At 66.0% G+C, this 15,464-nt stretch carries 11 protein-coding genes and 5 pseudogenes; 11 read left to right on the top strand and 5 right to left on the bottom strand.

Annotation, left to right across the window (positions count from 1 at the left end; all coding sequences use genetic code 11):
* Positions 1–194 (top strand): annotated as a pseudogene (locus ALC15_RS35835) (serine hydrolase domain-containing protein); the annotation flags it as partial.
* Positions 195–298: 104 nt separating this feature from the next.
* On the opposite strand, the gene ALC15_RS35830 reads toward ALC15_RS35835, so the two are convergent.
* Entirely contained in the window at positions 299–580 is a 282-nt protein-coding gene (locus ALC15_RS35830; RefSeq protein ID WP_050631361.1) for a hypothetical protein, read from the bottom strand.
* Between the two features lie 450 nt (positions 581–1,030).
* Between ALC15_RS35830 and ALC15_RS35825 the strand changes: the two genes are divergently transcribed.
* Positions 1,031–2,332 carry a PQQ-dependent sugar dehydrogenase gene (locus tag ALC15_RS35825; protein ID WP_050631360.1) on the top strand — a complete coding sequence of 434 codons (1,302 nt, stop codon included), beginning with the start codon at positions 1,031–1,033 and terminating at the stop codon, positions 2,330–2,332.
* A 16-nt stretch (positions 2,333–2,348) separates the two neighbouring features.
* Here ALC15_RS35825 and ALC15_RS35820 read toward each other — a convergent pair.
* The 3 genes and pseudogenes from ALC15_RS35820 to ALC15_RS35810 all read right to left on the bottom strand — a co-directional run bounded on the left by ALC15_RS35820 (position 2,349) and on the right by ALC15_RS35810 (position 4,571).
* A pseudogene (locus tag ALC15_RS35820) lies at positions 2,349–3,202 on the bottom strand (alpha/beta fold hydrolase).
* 40 nt (positions 3,203–3,242) lie between these two features.
* The gene (locus tag ALC15_RS35815) at positions 3,243–3,842 is read right to left on the bottom strand and encodes a TMEM175 family protein (RefSeq protein ID WP_050631359.1); all 600 of its coding nucleotides are present in this window, start codon (positions 3,840–3,842) and stop codon (positions 3,243–3,245) included.
* A 33-nt stretch (positions 3,843–3,875) separates the two neighbouring features.
* Complete coding sequence (locus tag ALC15_RS35810; RefSeq protein WP_050631358.1) at positions 3,876–4,571, bottom strand: alpha/beta fold hydrolase; 696 nt, start codon at positions 4,569–4,571, stop codon at positions 3,876–3,878.
* 165 nt (positions 4,572–4,736) lie between these two features.
* On the opposite strand from ALC15_RS35810, the pseudogene ALC15_RS35805 reads away from it, so the two are divergent.
* The 8 genes and pseudogenes from ALC15_RS35805 to ALC15_RS35770 all read left to right on the top strand — a co-directional run bounded on the left by ALC15_RS35805 (position 4,737) and on the right by ALC15_RS35770 (position 13,166).
* Positions 4,737–5,338 (top strand): annotated as a pseudogene (locus ALC15_RS35805) (CGNR zinc finger domain-containing protein).
* 31 nt (positions 5,339–5,369) lie between these two features.
* Complete coding sequence (locus tag ALC15_RS35800; protein WP_244486408.1) at positions 5,370–6,053, top strand: haloacid dehalogenase type II; 684 nt, start codon at positions 5,370–5,372, stop codon at positions 6,051–6,053.
* A 191-nt stretch (positions 6,054–6,244) separates the two neighbouring features.
* The gene (locus ALC15_RS35795) at positions 6,245–6,604 is read left to right on the top strand and encodes a hypothetical protein (RefSeq protein WP_050631357.1); all 360 of its coding nucleotides are present in this window, start codon (positions 6,245–6,247) and stop codon (positions 6,602–6,604) included.
* 516 nt (positions 6,605–7,120) lie between these two features.
* Positions 7,121–8,584: a phenylacetate--CoA ligase family protein gene (locus ALC15_RS35790; protein ID WP_128089670.1), complete on the top strand. Its 1,464-nt coding sequence runs from the start codon at positions 7,121–7,123 to the stop codon at positions 8,582–8,584.
* 120 nt (positions 8,585–8,704) lie between these two features.
* Positions 8,705–9,502 (top strand): ABC transporter permease, encoded by a 798-nt coding sequence (locus tag ALC15_RS35785; RefSeq protein WP_050631355.1) that lies wholly within the window; start codon positions 8,705–8,707, stop codon positions 9,500–9,502.
* Between the two features lie 131 nt (positions 9,503–9,633).
* Positions 9,634–10,339: pseudogene (locus tag ALC15_RS35780) on the top strand (ABC transporter ATP-binding protein).
* Positions 10,339–10,931 (top strand): annotated as a pseudogene (locus tag ALC15_RS35775) (GNAT family N-acetyltransferase). The pseudogenes ALC15_RS35780 and ALC15_RS35775 overlap by 1 nt, the downstream one beginning before the upstream one ends.
* Before the next feature lie 186 nt (positions 10,932–11,117).
* A complete protein-coding gene (locus tag ALC15_RS35770; RefSeq protein WP_050631354.1) occupies positions 11,118–13,166 on the top strand; it encodes a DEAD/DEAH box helicase in 2,049 nt (682 codons plus the stop codon).
* 258 nt (positions 13,167–13,424) lie between these two features.
* On the opposite strand, the gene ALC15_RS35765 is transcribed toward ALC15_RS35770, so the two are convergent.
* A complete protein-coding gene (locus tag ALC15_RS35765; protein WP_050631353.1) occupies positions 13,425–14,918 on the bottom strand; it encodes a sensor domain-containing diguanylate cyclase in 1,494 nt (497 codons plus the stop codon).
* Between the two features lie 116 nt (positions 14,919–15,034).
* On the opposite strand from ALC15_RS35765, the gene ALC15_RS35760 reads away from it, so the two are divergent.
* A complete protein-coding gene (locus ALC15_RS35760; protein ID WP_050631365.1) occupies positions 15,035–15,292 on the top strand; it encodes a DUF7662 domain-containing protein in 258 nt (85 codons plus the stop codon).
* Positions 15,293–15,464 lie beyond the last annotated feature (172 nt).

Here is a 15,464-nt window from a genome sequence, read left to right as displayed (position 1 = left end):
GCACCAGCGAGGGGCTGTCGTCGGTGCCGGGCAATCCCGGCGAGTTCACCTGGAACGGCGCCTACGGGACGCAGTTCTTCTGCGATCCGAAGGAGCGCCTCGTCGTGGTGGTCGGAACCGCAGCGCCCGGCGACCTGCGCAAATATTATCGCGAGAACGTGCAGGACATCGTCTACGGCGCGATGGTGAAGTGATCGTCCTCCAAATTTCTGGAGAGTGGTTCACAGATGTCGGTTCGCCGAAAATGGCAAAAGGCCCGCCGCTCAATCCGAGCGACGGGCCCTCAAATTTGCGTGGGCTACCACCGCCGGTAGACGCCGGTCAGCGTGCCGTTGTTGTTTCCTTCCGGACCAACGTCGCCCTGGGTCGAGCTCGGCGCCGGATGGTTGCTGCCGTTCATCGCGCCAGACCAACCGGGTTCATTGTACATGACCTGCGGCTGATAGGTCTCGTAGCGCGGGCCGCCGTAGTATCGTGGGCCGGGGTTCCCGTTGGGATAGTAGCCCTGCGCGAACGCACCGGCCGTCGTTGCGATCAGCGACGCCGCGGCCAGAGCCAGGATCTTGGTGTTCCATTGCATTCATGCACTCCTTGCTGGTGTCGCGACCAACGACCGCCGCGGACCAGCGTTCCTGATCCGCCATACAGTTGACGAAGGTGAATTTGCTCGGAGCTGGGATCAGGATTTGGTGAGGTGGGCTTGCGCTGTGAGATTGGCGCGCCGGCTCTGCACGGTCGCATGCATTCGCCGGATCGCTATGCTTTTCCAGCTATAACGGTCCACGGCAAGCTGCGCCCGAGCTGGGCGGTTCGTAAAAGGAAGCCCGCCGACCGGGGCGGGCAAGGTCTCAGGGAGGAAAACGCTCTGACAAGGGAGCGTGCAGCCAGTCTCCTCGATTCGAGTGCGGCTGCGAAGATCGTATAACTACTGTCATCAGGGCCGGCATTATGCGAATGCTGCTGTGGGCCGCGGCCGGCCGGCAAGGCAATAACAAGGCGCAATAACCGGCGCGAATAACAGGGGAAGTTCATGAGCACGTCTGGAGTTTTTGCCCGCGTCGTCGCGGCGATCGGGGCCGGCGCGGTGGCATGGCGACGGATGCAGGGCGCACAGCCCGCGCCCGCCTGGGGCAATGCACCGCAGATTCCGGCGGCGAAGTCGCAGGGCGCGATTCCGACCTTGAAGATGCCGACCGCCAGGGGCTGGGACAAGGGCCAGCTTCCGACCGCTGCGCCCGGGCTCAGGGTTAACGCCTTCGCGGCCGGGCTCGATCATCCGCGCTGGATCAACGTGCTGCCGAACGGCGACGTGCTGATCGCGGAGGCGACGCAGATCGCGGGGACACCGCGCAGCGTCTTCCACTATGCGATGCAGGCGACGATGCGGCGCGCCGCGGCGCTCGGCGTCAGCGCCAACCGCATCACGCTGCTGCGCGACCGCGATGGCGACGGCGTCGCCGAGAGCCGCGGTGCCTTCATGGAGGGATTGCGCCAGCCGTTCGGCATGGCGTTGATCGGCGACACCTTCTATGTCGGCAATACCGACGGCGTGGTCGCGTTTCCCTACACCGCGGGCGCCGACCGCATCACCGCCGAAGGCCGCAAGCTCGTCACCTTCAAGCCCGACGGACACTGGACCCGCAGCCTGCTGCCGAGCGCCGACGGCAAGAAGCTCTATGCCGGCGTCGGCTCGCTCAGCAACATCGCCGAGAACGGCATGGCAGTCGAGGAAGGCCGTGCCGCAGTCTACGAGCTCGATCTCGCCGCCGGCACCAGCCGCATCTTCGCCGGCGGCCTGCGCAACCCGGTCGGGCTCGCCTGGGAGCCGAACACCAATGTGCTTTGGACCGTCGTCAACGAGCGCGATGGCATCGGCGACGAAACGCCGCCGGATTATCTGACCTCGGTGCGCGACGGCGGCTTCTACGGCTGGCCCTATTGCTACTGGGGGCAGACGGTGGACGATCGCGTGCCGCAGGATCCGGCGATGGTCGCCAAGGCGATCCAGCCGGACTACGCGCTCGGCGGCCACACCGCCTCGCTCGGCCTGTGCTGGATGCCCAAGGGCACGTTGCCCGGTTTCCCCGATGGCATGGCGATCGGCCAGCACGGCTCGTGGAATCGCTCGACGCTGTCGGGCTACAAAGTGGTGTTCGTGCCGTTCGAGAACGGCCGCCCTTCGGGGCCGGCGCGCGACATCCTGTCGGGCTTCCTCGCGCCCGACGAGAAGGTCTCCTACGGCCGCCCGGTCGGCGTCGCGCTCGGTCCCGACCGCTCGCTGCTGGTGGCCGACGACGTCGGCAACGTGATCTGGCGCGTCACCGGGGCGTAGGCGGCGCGCGTCGAGGTCAGCGGGCCAGGAATTCGCGGATGGCGTTCGCGATCTCGGCGGCGTGCGTCTCCAGCGCGAAGTGACCGGTGTCGAAGAATTTGACCACCGCCTTCGGATTGTCGCGCTTGAACGCCTCGGCGCCCGGCGGCAGGAAGAACGGATCGTTCTTGCCCCACACCGCGAGGAACGGCGGCTGGTGGGTGCGGAAATAATTCTGGAAGGCCGGATAGAGCGCGACGTTGCTCTTGTAGTCGCCGAACAGGTCGAGCTGCACGTCATGCGCGCCGGGACGCGCCATGTAGTAATTGTCGAGGTTCTGGCCATCGGGCGACACCGCCGCCGGATCCGACGTGCCGTGGGTGTACTGCCAGCGCGTGGTCTCCGGCGTCAGGAAGGCGCGTAGCGCATCGCGATTCGCCTGCGACGGGTCCTGCCAATAGGCCTTGATCGGCGTCCAGCGTCGCTGAGGCCTTCCTCATAGGCATTGCCGTTCTGCGAGATGATGGCGGTGATCCGCTCCGGATGCTTGAGCGCCAGGCGGAAGCCGGTCGGCGCGCCATAGTCGAACACGTAGACCGCGTAGCGATCGAAGCCGATCACCTCGGTGAAGCGATCGATCACGCCGGCGATGTTGTCGAATGTGTAGCTGAACGTGTTGCGCGGCGGCGTGTCCGACTGGCCGAAGCCGGGCAGGTCCGGCGCCACGATGTGGAATCTGTCCGCGAGAAGCGGGATCAGATCGCGGAACATGTGGCCCGCGCTCGGGAAGCCGTGCAGCAGCAGCAGCTTCGGCGCACCCGGCGAGCCGGCCTCGCGATAGAACACCTTGAAGCCGTCGACATCGGCGGTGCGGTATCTGACCTGGGACATCTGTCACTCCTTGTGATCGTGATGTGGTGGTGAGTTGGTCTTAGGGTTTGATCTGCGTCGCTAGTCCGCTGATCGCCTCGGGCCTGAGGTAGAGCAGCAGCGCGCAACACACCGTGGCGAAGCCGAGCAGCGGCACGAAGGGGGCTATGGCCGCGCCGGCCGCGAACACCAGCAGCGCGAGCAGCGTGCGGCGCCGTGTCCAGGTCCGCACGCGTTCGGAAATCATCGTCTGGTCCGCCTGCGCGAGCACCGCGCGTTCGAAGCCGAGATATGCGAGATCGATCAAAAGAAAGATGACCGCATAGACCACCACCGGCGCGGCAGCCATGTGCGACCGCGCGACCCACGCCGTTGCAAACGGCAACAGCGAGACAGCGAACAGGTGGACGAAGTTCAGCCAGATCAGCCGCGGCGTCGGTTGCCGCACCAGCTGCAGCAGATGGTGATGGTTGACCCAGATCACCGCGATGAACAGATAGCTTGCCGCATAGCTGATCGCGGTCGGCCACAATGGCAGCAGGTCCGCGAACGCCGCACCCTCCGGCGCCTTGAGCTCAAGCACCATCACGGTGATGATGACCGCGATCACCGCATCGGAAAAAGCGCCCAGCCGGTCGGCCGATAGAGGTTTGTCCTGCATGGCAGCTCTCCTGTCCTGATTGCGGAACGAGTTTCACGCCGCGACAACGCCGCGGATGGCCTCCCGGATCACGTCAGTGACGAGCCTCGGCGCCGTGACGATCGGCGTATGATCGACGGCATGTGAACGGACGGTCGCCTTCATGCAGGCCGCCATCCTGCGCTGGGTCTCCGGCGCGATCATCCGGTCCTCCTCGGCGACCAGGAACCAGCTCGCGACGTCCTTCCATCGGGGACGGCCGACCGGCACGGTGATGCAGGCGGGCGAGATCGGCCGCTGCACGGCGGCGAGCACCGCGAGGTCCTCGGAACGCGCACCTTGCGCGAACGCCGACGCGAAGGCGGACTCGGGCAGCCAGATCAGGCCGTCGGCGTCGGGCGCGAGTGTAGGCGCGAACGGATGCGGCGGCAGGCGATAGAACACGTCGGCGACCGTTTCGCCCTCGTCCGGCGCCAGCGCCGCGACATAGACCAGCGCCTTGACCCGCGGCGAGCGGGCCTCGGCGATCACGGCGCCGGCATAGGCATGGCCCGCCAGCACGACCGGTCCCTCGACGCGATCCAGCGTGCGATTCAGCGCGGCGACATCGTCGGCAAGCGAAGTCAGCGGCAACGGTGCCGCTACCGCGGTGATGCCTTCGGCGTCGAGCGCCGTGATCACCCGTGCCCAGCTCGACCCGTCGGCCCATGCGCCATGGGCAAGCACCACGCTGACATCCTTGTTCGACATCGCTCGCTCCTTTGTTTCTAAAGTAACCTTTAAAATGCCATTTGACAGGTTACGCCGCTTATGGTCCAGTGCTCGTAACTTGTCAATAGGCTTTAATCCGGTTATTTCGGCGACGTCGAAAAGTCCGTGCAGGAGGACATCACCGTGCAATCCCACCCGCCCGCGATGTTCATCGCCGACAGCCTGGGCCTCGATTTCATCAATTCGATCGCGACCCCGGTCGATACGCCGGTCGACTGGATCGCCGACGGCGGCGACCTGCTGCGCTGGCTGGCGCAGGCGAAGCTGGTGCCGTCAGATGTGCTCGACGAGCTCCAGGCGCGGGCGAGGCCGGGCGAGCTCGACGATGTCGCCGCTCAGGCGCGCGATTTGCGCGAATGGTTCCGTGGCTTCGTCCGCAAGCACATGGGCCGGCCGCTGGCGCTGCGCGCGCTCAGGGAGCTCGAGCCGCTGAACCAGCTGCTCGAAAGCGATCAGGCATACAGCCGGATCGTGGCGCATCGCCACGACGATCATGACGGCTTCGCGCTGGAGCGCACGCGGCCCTGGCGCCTGCGGAAACCTTGCTGCTGCCGATCGGCGAGGCGATGGCCAGGGTCGTCTGCGAGGAAAGCTTTTCCGACATCAAAGCGTGCGAGGGCCCGGCCTGCACGCTGATGTTCGCCGATCATACGCGAGCGCGCGCGCGCCGCTGGTGCAGCATGGCGATCTGCGGCAACCGCGCCAAGCAGGCCGCGCACCGCAGCCGGATGAAGGACAGGGGCTGAGACCAACAAATCAGCAACAGGAGACGAACAAGTGGCGCTTCCTCTGATCGTGTTCGACGTCAACGAGACCCTCCTCGACCTCGAGACCATGGAGCCGGTGTTCGCGCGCATCTTTGGCGACAAGAGCGCGATGCGGCTGTGGTTCGCGAACTTCATCATGTATTCGGCCGCGCTTACGGTGGCGGGCTGCTATGTGCCCTTCACCGAGATCGGCGCTGCCGTCATGAAGATGCTGGCCGACACGCGCGGCATCAGCATCGACGAGGCAGACAGGAAGGAGCTGACCGAGAAATTCTCCACCATGCCGCCGCATGCGGAAGTGCCGGCGGCGCTGCGCAAGCTGCGCGCGGCGGGCTTCCGGCTGTTCACATTGACCGACAATCTCCTCGAGGTGCAGACGCGGCAGCTGACGCATGGCGGCATCGTCGACCTGTTCGAGCGGCGCTTTTCCGCCGATGGCGTCAAGCATCACAAGCCGTCGCGGCAGGCCTATGGTTATGTCGAGCAGGAGCTCGGCGCGAAACCTTCGGAGTTCTGCCTGATCGCCTGCCACACCTGGGACACGCTGGGTGCGGTCGCCGCCGGCTGGGAGGCCGCGCTGATCAAGCGTCCCGGCAATGATCTGCTCGGCGTCGGTCCGCAGCCGCAGGTCGTGGGCGACAATCTCGACGACGTCGCCGATCAGCTGATCCGGCGCTATGGCGCCAAAGGGTAACGGCCGCTGACGGATTTTGCGGCGGCAGGGGAGCAGGCAACAACCCCTCCCGGCCCGATCGCTCGGAAGCGCATAAAACCGGAATGAATTCCATAGCGGTTTTCAACCATGCCCCTTGAGCCTTCCTCAACTTCCCCGGCCGATGCTCGGCCTGCCGCAGGGATCGACAGGGATCGACAAGGAGCTTGAGCATGCCGGCCAAGGCACGAACGATCGGACGGGCGACCGCGACCAACGCCACCGCGCAATCGCGCGAGGATATCCTGAACGCGCGAGCCATCAGCACGCTGGGCGCCGGCGTCGTCAACGCGATGAGCGCGGTCGGCGCCGCCGTCATCAAGAAGCACAAGCCGGCGCTCGGCAAGAGTCCGGATTGGTTCTGGCACATGTTCGCGAAATGCGAGGCAAAGGCTGCGCGCGTCGCCGAGCAGGCCGCGCGCGATCCGCAAGGCTGCGGCGATGCCACCTTCATCGAGGTCTATGCCGCGCAACTGCCGAAGCTGATGGCGGCAGCACTCGAGAGTCACGAGAAGGCGCTCAAGGCGAAGTGACGTGACGCAAAAAGAGAGCGTGATAACGGCGGTCGTCCCGCCGTCGTTCCCTTGACCTCTCGAATGCGCTGCCGCGCAGGGCAGCCATGCAGCTGAAACCACGACCCGGCTTTGTTCGTAACCTGCGGTGGCGGAAGCCCGCGCCCGCGGGCTTCGGATTTTTCAATCCGGGACGTTCGATGGTGAAGCACCTTATTTCCGATGAAGAGAAGTGTGACGCGTGCAACGGCACAGGTTTTCCCGAGGTCAGGCAGCCGAGCGAGCCGGGACGGAAAATCTATCCCGAGCCCTGCAAGAAATGCGGCGGCAAGGGGCGGATTAGGAAGGCGACGTGGGGCAAGTAGCCATCGCCTAACGACAATCAGCGAACGTCACGGGCCGCAGCCGCGAACGACCGCGACGGGTGGGGTGCGCGCGGGCTGCGGCCGCGTGTGACACGCGTCACGGCGGGCACCAGCGCCGCGCGCCATTGATAGCGCCATGAACGGGCGGTCCCCGTCAATCATGGAGCTGAAGATGACGTCCACCCTTGCAATCAGCACTTCCGATGACGGCCTTGCTCTCGTGCCGGAGCACGATCAGGCCGCCGCGTCCCTCGTCCCCTCCGATGCAGCCGCTGTGCCGCAGCGCCAGTTCTGGGAGACCGAGCACACCCGGCCGGACTTCCAGCCGTCCAACGACGCGGCGCCCGAGCTGGTCGCGGCGACCGCGAACTATCTCGGCGAATGCATGCGGCATCCCTATCTGCCGGTGTCCGAAATCCGCGCGCGGCAGTTCGCCCGCATCAAGGAGCTGGTCGAGCTCGCCTACCGCGACATTCCGGTCTATCGCAACAAGTACGATGCGGCGGGCTTCAAGCCGGAGCATCTGCGCGATTACGACGACATCCAGAAGATTCCGGTCATCACCAAGCCCGAGCTGGTCGCGGCCTTCCCGGACCAGTGCGTCAACAAGAAGTACAAGCCGGAAAACCTGTTTCCGACCCGTTCATCGGGCTCGTCCGGCCAGACCCTGCTGATCCGTGTCGACTATGACGCCGTCATCACCGACACCATCCAGGGCGTCCGCCAGTTCGCGATGCAGAGCGGCGGCAATTACCGCGCCGAGGACCTGCTCGCCCATGTCTATACCGTGCCGTGGTGGTTCGATTCGATCGGCGGTGACTATCCGACCGCGTTCATCTCGAACCTGATCCCGCCGGCCCGCGTCGCCCAGCATCTGCGCTATCTCGGGCCCAAGATTCTGTCGCTCTATCCGTCGAGCCTCGATGCGTTGATGCCGCATGTCGACGAGTTCCGTTCGTCGCTCAATCTCGCGGTGACGCATTCGGAATACTCCTCGCGCGCCGCCCGTCAGGAATGGTCGCGTCAGCTCGGCGTGCCCGTGCTCGACGAATATTCCTCCGAGGAGGCGACGCGGATCGCGCTGGAGATGCCCAACGGCCAGTATCACGTCTGCGAGGACACCGTGCATCTCGACGTGCTCGACCCCGTCACGATGGCGCCGCAGGCCGACGGCCAGTCCGGCATCGCCGTGATCACCAACTTGCTCAACGAGGCGATGCCGTTCATCCGCTACGTCCAGGGCGACTACATCACCCGGCCGGCCAATCCGGCGCCATCCGATATCAACTGGTCGCAGATCGCCAGCATCGACGGCCGGCTCAACGACGCCTTCGTCAACCGCGACGGCCGCAAGGTGCCGGCCGGCAGCATTCTCGATGCGACCTATCGCTGGATGTTCGACTGCAACCTGCATCTGGCGCAGTTCGAGATCGTGCAGCGTGGCGTCGACCTCGTCGAGGCGCGCGTCGTGCTCGGCCAGGATACGCCGCTGTGCCGGCTGCACGGCTCGGTTTCGCATCTGCAGGACCTGCTCGCGGCGTGCCTCGAGCATCCGGTCCGGGTGCAGGCCAACGCGCTGCTGGCGTTTCCGCCCAAGGTCGGCAAGCGCCGCCCGATCCGCCGCGAGTTCGACTAATCGCGAGCGCCGTTCCGATCGAATCGGAACGGCACTCTCCATCTTGTCTTGACGCGTTTTCTTCACGCGAACCGGTATCCACTTCGCTCGAAAACGCTTTAGCAAACGGAGGTGCGTGCCATGACACAGTCACTGAACCGCATCGCCGCGATGACGGCGCGTTATTACTACATCCTGCGCTCGTCATCGCTGCGGCTGCTCGAGATCATCTACTGGCCGGCGATGCAGATGATGGTGTGGGGGTTCCTCTACACCTACCTCTATGACAGCAAGTCGGCGATGGCCTCCACCGCCGGCCTGCTGCTCGGCGCCGTCCTGCTTTGGGACGTGCTGTTTCGCGGCCAGCTCGGCTTCACCTTCACCTTCCTGGAGGAGATCTGGTCGCGCAACCTTGCGAACCTGATGATGAGCCCGCTGCAGCCGTTCGAGCTTGCGGCGTCGCTGATGGCGATGAGCCTGATTCGGCTCGTGATCGGCACGCTGCCGGTGATGCTGCTGACCTTCGTGCTGTTCGGCTTCAACGTCTTCGCGATGGGGCCGGGGCTGCTCGCGTTCTTCCTCAATCTGGTGCTGACCAGCTGGGCGATCGGGCTCGTGATCGCAGGCCTCGTGATCCGGCAGGGCTTTGGCGCCGAGAGCCTCGCCTACTCGATCATGATCGTGCTGCTGCCGCTGTGCTGCGTCTACTATCCGGTCGCCGCGCTGCCGCTCTGGCTGCATCCGGTCGCCTGGTCGCTGACGCCGACCTATGTATTCGAGGGCATGCGCGCCGTGCTGCTCGATGGCACCTTCCGCACTGACCTGATGATCGAATGCCTCGCGCTCAATGCCGTCTATCTCGGCGTGGGCTTCATCACATTTGTCGCCCTGCTGCAGAGCGCCCGCCACAAGGGCGGCCTGCTCACCATGGGCGAGTAAGGGAGACATCCATGAGCCGCATCGAACGCTTGCTGCCCCGCAGACATCTGACATCCGTGTCGCCGAACACCGCCCCCGCACAGGGCAACTCGTCGGACCTATCCAGTCCCGATGAAGTGCCAGCCATCGCGGTGCAGGATCTCTGCAAGCAGTACCGCACCCATTGGGCGGTCGACGACGTGAACTTCATCGTGCCCAAGGGCTGGACCGTCGGCCTGCTCGGCGGCAACGGCGCCGGCAAGACCACCACCATCGCCATGATCATGGGCCTCGTGATCCCGAGCTTCGGTCGCGCCATGGTGCTCGGCCATGACATGCGACCGAGCGTCACAAGGTGCTCAGCCGGATGAATTTCGAGAGTCCCTATGTCGCGCTGCCGGGACGGCTCACCGTGCGCCAGAACCTGACCGTGTTCGGCCGGCTTTACGGCGTCACCAACCTCAAGACGCGGATCGAGGAGCTGATCGAGGATTTCGAGCTCGGCGACGTGCTCGACCGTGTCACCGGTCGGCTCTCGGCCGGCCAGAAGACCCGCGTCGCGGTGGCGAAGGCGCTGATCAACGATCCCGACGTGCTGCTGCTCGACGAGCCGACGGCCTCGCTCGATCCTGACCGTGCCGAGTGGGTACGCAGCCGGCTGCGCGCCTATCAGAAGCGCCGCGCGCCACCATCCTGCTGTCCTCGCACAACATGACCGAGGTCGAGCAGCTCTGCGACTTCGTCGTGATCATGAGCCACGGCCGCGTCGTCGCGATGGGGCGTCCGCAAGAGCTCGCCGAGCGCTTCAAGTGCCGCGACCTCGACGAGGTCTTCATCTATCTGGCGAGGGTGGCGTGATGTCCTCATCTGGTTCTCCGAACGACAGACCGGTTGCGATCCGCAGGGAACGCCGTTCGGACGTGGCGGCGCGGGAGAGTCTGCTCGACGCCGCATTCGGTCCTGGCCGCTTCGCCAAGACCTCGGAGCGGCTGCGCGAGGGCCGCAAGCCTGCGCGCGGCCTCGCGTTTGTCGCGCGCCGTGGCCGCCGCCTGGTCGGAACATTGCGGCTATGGCCGGTCGTGACCGGTACCGGTCATGCCTGCCTGCTGCTCGGCCCGCTCGCGGTGGCGGAGGAGGTGAGGTGCCTCGGCTTCGGCGCCGCGCTGATGCGCCAGGCGTTGCAGCGGGCGACCTGCTCGGTCATCGCGCCGTCATCCTGGTCGGGGACGCCGGCTATTACGAACGCTTCGGCTTCTCGGCGGCGTCGACCGGCGCGCTCCGCATGCCCGGCCCCTACGAACGTGAGCGTCTGCTGGCCTGCGAGCTGGCGCCGGGCGCGCTGCGCGGGGCGGGCGGCCTGATTGCTCCAGCCAGCCCGCCGCCATCGCGGTTGTCCGGATTGATGGACCGGATTGCCGGCAGCCAGGCCCCGATCGGGCAGCCGGCCTGATCCGGCACCTTTTCCGCCATGGAGGGCCTTTTCCGTCACGGGAAGGCTTTGGGGGCATGGCGATTTGGCCGGTCTTGGCGTAAAGCAGCGCCAAATCGTCATGCGGCCGTGCCGCCTGCCGGGGTCGCAGCTTCAGGTCGTCCCGCTCGACGTTCTGCGCCCGGACCAATCAAGGTTTCCCATCTCGTGCCCTTTCCGACCACAAGTCCGCCGCTCGCCCGCGCCCTGGCTGAGCGCAACTACGAACAGCCGACCCCCGTCCAGCTCGCCGTGCTGGCCGACGACGCCGTCGGCCGCGACCTCCTGGTTTCCGCCCAGACCGGCTCGGGCAAGACCGTTGCCTACGGATTGGCCATGGCAAGGGATCTGCTCGGCGACGCCGAGCGGTTTGAGCCGGCCGCCGCGCCGCTGGCCCTGATCGTGGCGCCGACGCGCGAGCTCGCCTTGCAGGTTCAGCGCGAGCTGGCCTGGCTTTACGAACATGCCGATGGCCGCGTCGTCTCCTGCGTCGGCGGCATGGACCCGCGCCGCGAGCAGCGCGAGCTGGCCCAAGGCGCCCACATCGTGGTCGGCACGCCGGGCCGGTTGTGCGACCATTTGCGCCGCGGCCGGCTCGACATTTCGGGATTGCGCGTCGTCGTGCTCGACGAGGCCGACGAGATGCTCAATCTCGGTTTTCGCGAGGACATGGAATTCATCCTCGAGACCACGCCGGATACCCGCCGCACGTTGTTGTTCTCGGCGACGTTTCCGCGCGGCATCGTCGCGCTCGCCAAGCAGTATCAGCAGCAGGCGTTCCGGATCGAGGTCGCCGGCGACGAGGGCGGTCATTCCGATATCGAGTACCGTGCCATCCGGGTCGCCGCCGACGATGTCGAGCACGCGGTCGTCAATGTGCTGCGCTTCCATGAAGCGCCGAGCGCGCTGGTGTTCTGCAACACGCGGGAAGCCGTCAGGCACTTGCAGGCGGCGCTGCTGGAGCGCGGCTTCTCCGTGGCCGCGCTCTCGGGTGAAATGACCCAGAACGAGCGGACCCAGGCATTGCAGGCGTTGCGCGACGGGCGGTCGCGGGTGTGCGTTGCGACCGACGTCGCAGCGCGCGGCATCGACCTGCCGAGCCTCGATCTCGTGATTCATGCCGACCTGCCGAAAGACCCGGAGGTCATGCAGCATCGCTCGGGCCGCACCGGCCGCGCCGGCCGCAAGGGCGTCAGCATTCTGCTGGTGCCGCCGGCACGGCGGCGGCGCGCCGAGCTGCTGCTCGATTTGGCCGGCATCGATATTGTCTGGGGCACCGCGCCGCAGGCCGACGAGATCCGCAAGCTCGACCATGAGCGCCTGTTGAAGGATGCGGTGTTCTCCGAAGAGGCGACAGCGGACGACCTGGTTCTCGCGCAGGCCTTGCTCGCCGAACGGTCGCCCGAGGCGGTCGCCGCTGCGCTGGCCCGGCTCTATCGCGCGCGGCTTCCGGCGCCCGAAGACATTCTCGATCCCGGCGAGGGGCGGGGCCGCGATCGCGGCGATCGCGCCTCGCGCCGCGATGAGCGCGCCGCCGGGCCGCGAGCGAAGACCGGCAAGTCTCCGCGCCATGGCATGGAGGAGGCGACCGTCTGGTTCCGCGCCGCGATCGGGCGCCGCAAGAATGCCGAAGCGCGCTGGCTGCTGCCGATGATCTGCCGCCGCGGCGGCATCGACAAGCGCGACATCGGCGCCATCAAGATCATGGATACGACGACCGAATTCGAGATCGCCACGCGGGTTGCGGATTCCTTCGCGGTCAAGATCAAGCGTCCGGACAAGGAAGACAGCATCCGCATCGAGCCGCTGGCGGACGCACCGCAGGGGGAAGCGCGCGCGGAGAAGCCGGCGCGCAAGCCCAGGCCCGAGCCTTGGCGCGATCGGGATGACGGCGGCCACCGCGCTCCGCGCAGCGACGCGCCGCGTGACGAGGCGCCCGGCAAGCGGCGCGGCAAGCCGGATCGGGAGATGAGAGCGTTTTCCAGCGAAGCGCCAAGCGGTTCGCGCGAAGACTATGCGCCAAGACAGGAATCCAGGGCGCCGTCCCGCTTCGATCGCGAAGCAAGAGGCTCGAGGCCGACGTCCGGCGACGAGCCTAGGTTCGGGAAGAAAAAGAAACATCGGGGCAAGTCCGGCCACGCTGGCCCCACGCAGTGGCCGGACGTGTCGGCGAAGCCGAAGTTCGGCAAGAAGCCAAAGAAGAAGCGGCGCGGTTGAGTTGGCGTGCGGTGTTGCCGCGCGTTCAGAATGCCGATGTGAGTCTCGACGCTGCAGCAAACTCAGCGTCGTCCCGGCGAAGGCCGGGACCCATTACCCCGAATGCCCGTTGTTGCGTGACGCTGCGGCTACAATCCCATTCACAATCACATGCGGCGGTTATGGGTTCCGGCCTTCGCCGGACGACGATGTGGAGAGATTCGCGACGAACTCTATTGCGTATGCAGCGCGGCGTCTTTGCCGCTGTCCGCTCGACTGCTACGCCACCAGCGCGATCTTCGGCACTGTTGCGAGCACCGACTGGTTGCGGCCGTTGGCTTTGGCGGCGTAGAGCGCCTTGTCGGCGGCTTCGATCAGGTCGGACCATTGCTGGCCCGCGAGCGGGCGCATGCTGGCGACACCGATGCTGACCGTGGTGATCAGCTCGCCCTCGCACCATTGCTGAACCTTGTTGCGGATGATCTCGGCCAGGTTGAAGGCCTCGAGCGCGGTCATGTTGGGCAGCAGCACGGCGAATTCCTCGCCGCCGAAGCGTGCCGGGCAATCGCCGGCGCGGCGCACCGCGTCCGAAATGCAGATCGCGATTCCGACCAGCACCTGGTCGCCGGCCTGATGCCCATAGGTGTCGTTGTAGGCCTTGAAATGATCGGCATCGATCATCAACAGCCCGACCGGCTGGCCATAGCGGCCGGCGCGCCGCCATTCGCGGTCGATCTCGGCATCGAACTTGCGCCGGTTCTTCAACCCGGTGAGCGCGTCGGTGGTCGCCATCTCCTCCAGCCTGTCCTCGGCGTCGCCGCGGCGGACGATCTCGCGCGCGAGCACCAACGTTGCGCTCAGCACGAACAGGACCAGAAAGCCCATAATCGCGCCGATCCGGATCGCCTCGGTGCGCCAGAGATTGAAGACGGCCTCGAGCGGCTTGCCGACCACGACGTAAAGCGGCCCGCTGCTGCTACGCCTGACATAGAGCCGCGGCGTGTCGTCGACCGGGCCCTTGCCGGAGAACGCACCGCCCACCTTCAGGTTCTCGGATTTCCAGTCCAGCTGCTCGGCGAGGTTCTTGCCGATCACGTCGAGATCGAACGGTGTCCGCATGATGATGGTGCGGTCGTTGCGCAGCACGGTGATGGTGTCGCCCGGCACGAGGTTCAGGCGCCCGAACAGATCATGGAAATAGCTGAAGCGGATCGAACCGACCACGACGCCGAGAAAGCGGCCGCCCTCGCCGACGATGCGCCGGCTCAGCACGATGGCGTAGGCGCCGCGATGCAGCATCGGCCGGCTGACATACAGCCCGGTGTCGGGATGGTCGCGCTGGACCGTGAAATACTCCTCGTCGCCGCGGTTCTCCGGCTGCGGATCGAGGCTCGCCGCGTCGATGGTCAGATCGCCTTTGCTGTCGAACACCTGGATCGCGCCGAAGTGCTTTGCGGTCGCGGCGTGGTCGAACAGGATCAGTTGCCGCAGTTCCTTGCTGACATTGCGGATCTCCGGCATTTCCAGGTTGCTGGCGACCGCCCGCAGCGACAGGTCGTAGAGCTCGATGTTGCGGCTGATGTCGGCCTCGATGCCCGACGCCAGATTCTCCAGGGTGCGGCGGGCGAGTTGCTCCTCGCCGCGGCGCATGTCGAACATCACGCCGGCGCAGACCGCGGAGAAGCCAAGGACGGTCGCAACCGACGCAACGACCAGCAGTCTGGCCGATAGCCGCCACCGCCGCCTTGCGTCGTGTCCCCGTCGAAATGGCATGTCCCGCTCCAATGCGCCGTCATGCAACGGGAAATCTTGTTGTCGCCTTAAATGGCGACAGCGGCCGCCGAATGGGTTAACGGGTGGTTGCCGGAACCCTGAGCCCTGAGGATGACGTGAACGACTACGACGCGCTGCGGGATTATCTGAAGAAGCAGCATCTGCCCGAATTCGTGCTGACCTTCGACGAGATCGAGGCGATCATCGATGCGGCGCTGCCGCGCGCCGCGCACCGGGCGTCGTGGTGGGAAACCCTACGCAGCCCGCAGGAGAAGATGCCGCAGCGCGAAGCCTGCATCGAGGCCGGCTACATCGCGACGCGCCAGACCGACGGCAAGAGCGTCAAGTTCAAGCGCATGCCGAAGCCGCGGTAGAGCGCGATCACTTTTTCGAATCGGACCGTGGAGCGCTGCTTCACCTCGCCCCGCGTGCGGGGAGAGGTCGAACGCATCGTCAGATGCGTTCCGGGTGAGGGGGAATCTCCGCGAATGCAGCCATCAGCGTTTACGCGGAGGCGGCCCCTCACCCCAATCCTCTCCCCGTAAG

Source organism: Bradyrhizobium viridifuturi (assembly GCF_001238275.1).
Taxonomy (GTDB): domain Bacteria; phylum Pseudomonadota; class Alphaproteobacteria; order Rhizobiales; family Xanthobacteraceae; genus Bradyrhizobium; species Bradyrhizobium viridifuturi.
The sequence above is the reverse complement of the archived record's forward strand: the minus strand, read 5'-3'. Positions and strand labels throughout refer to the sequence as shown.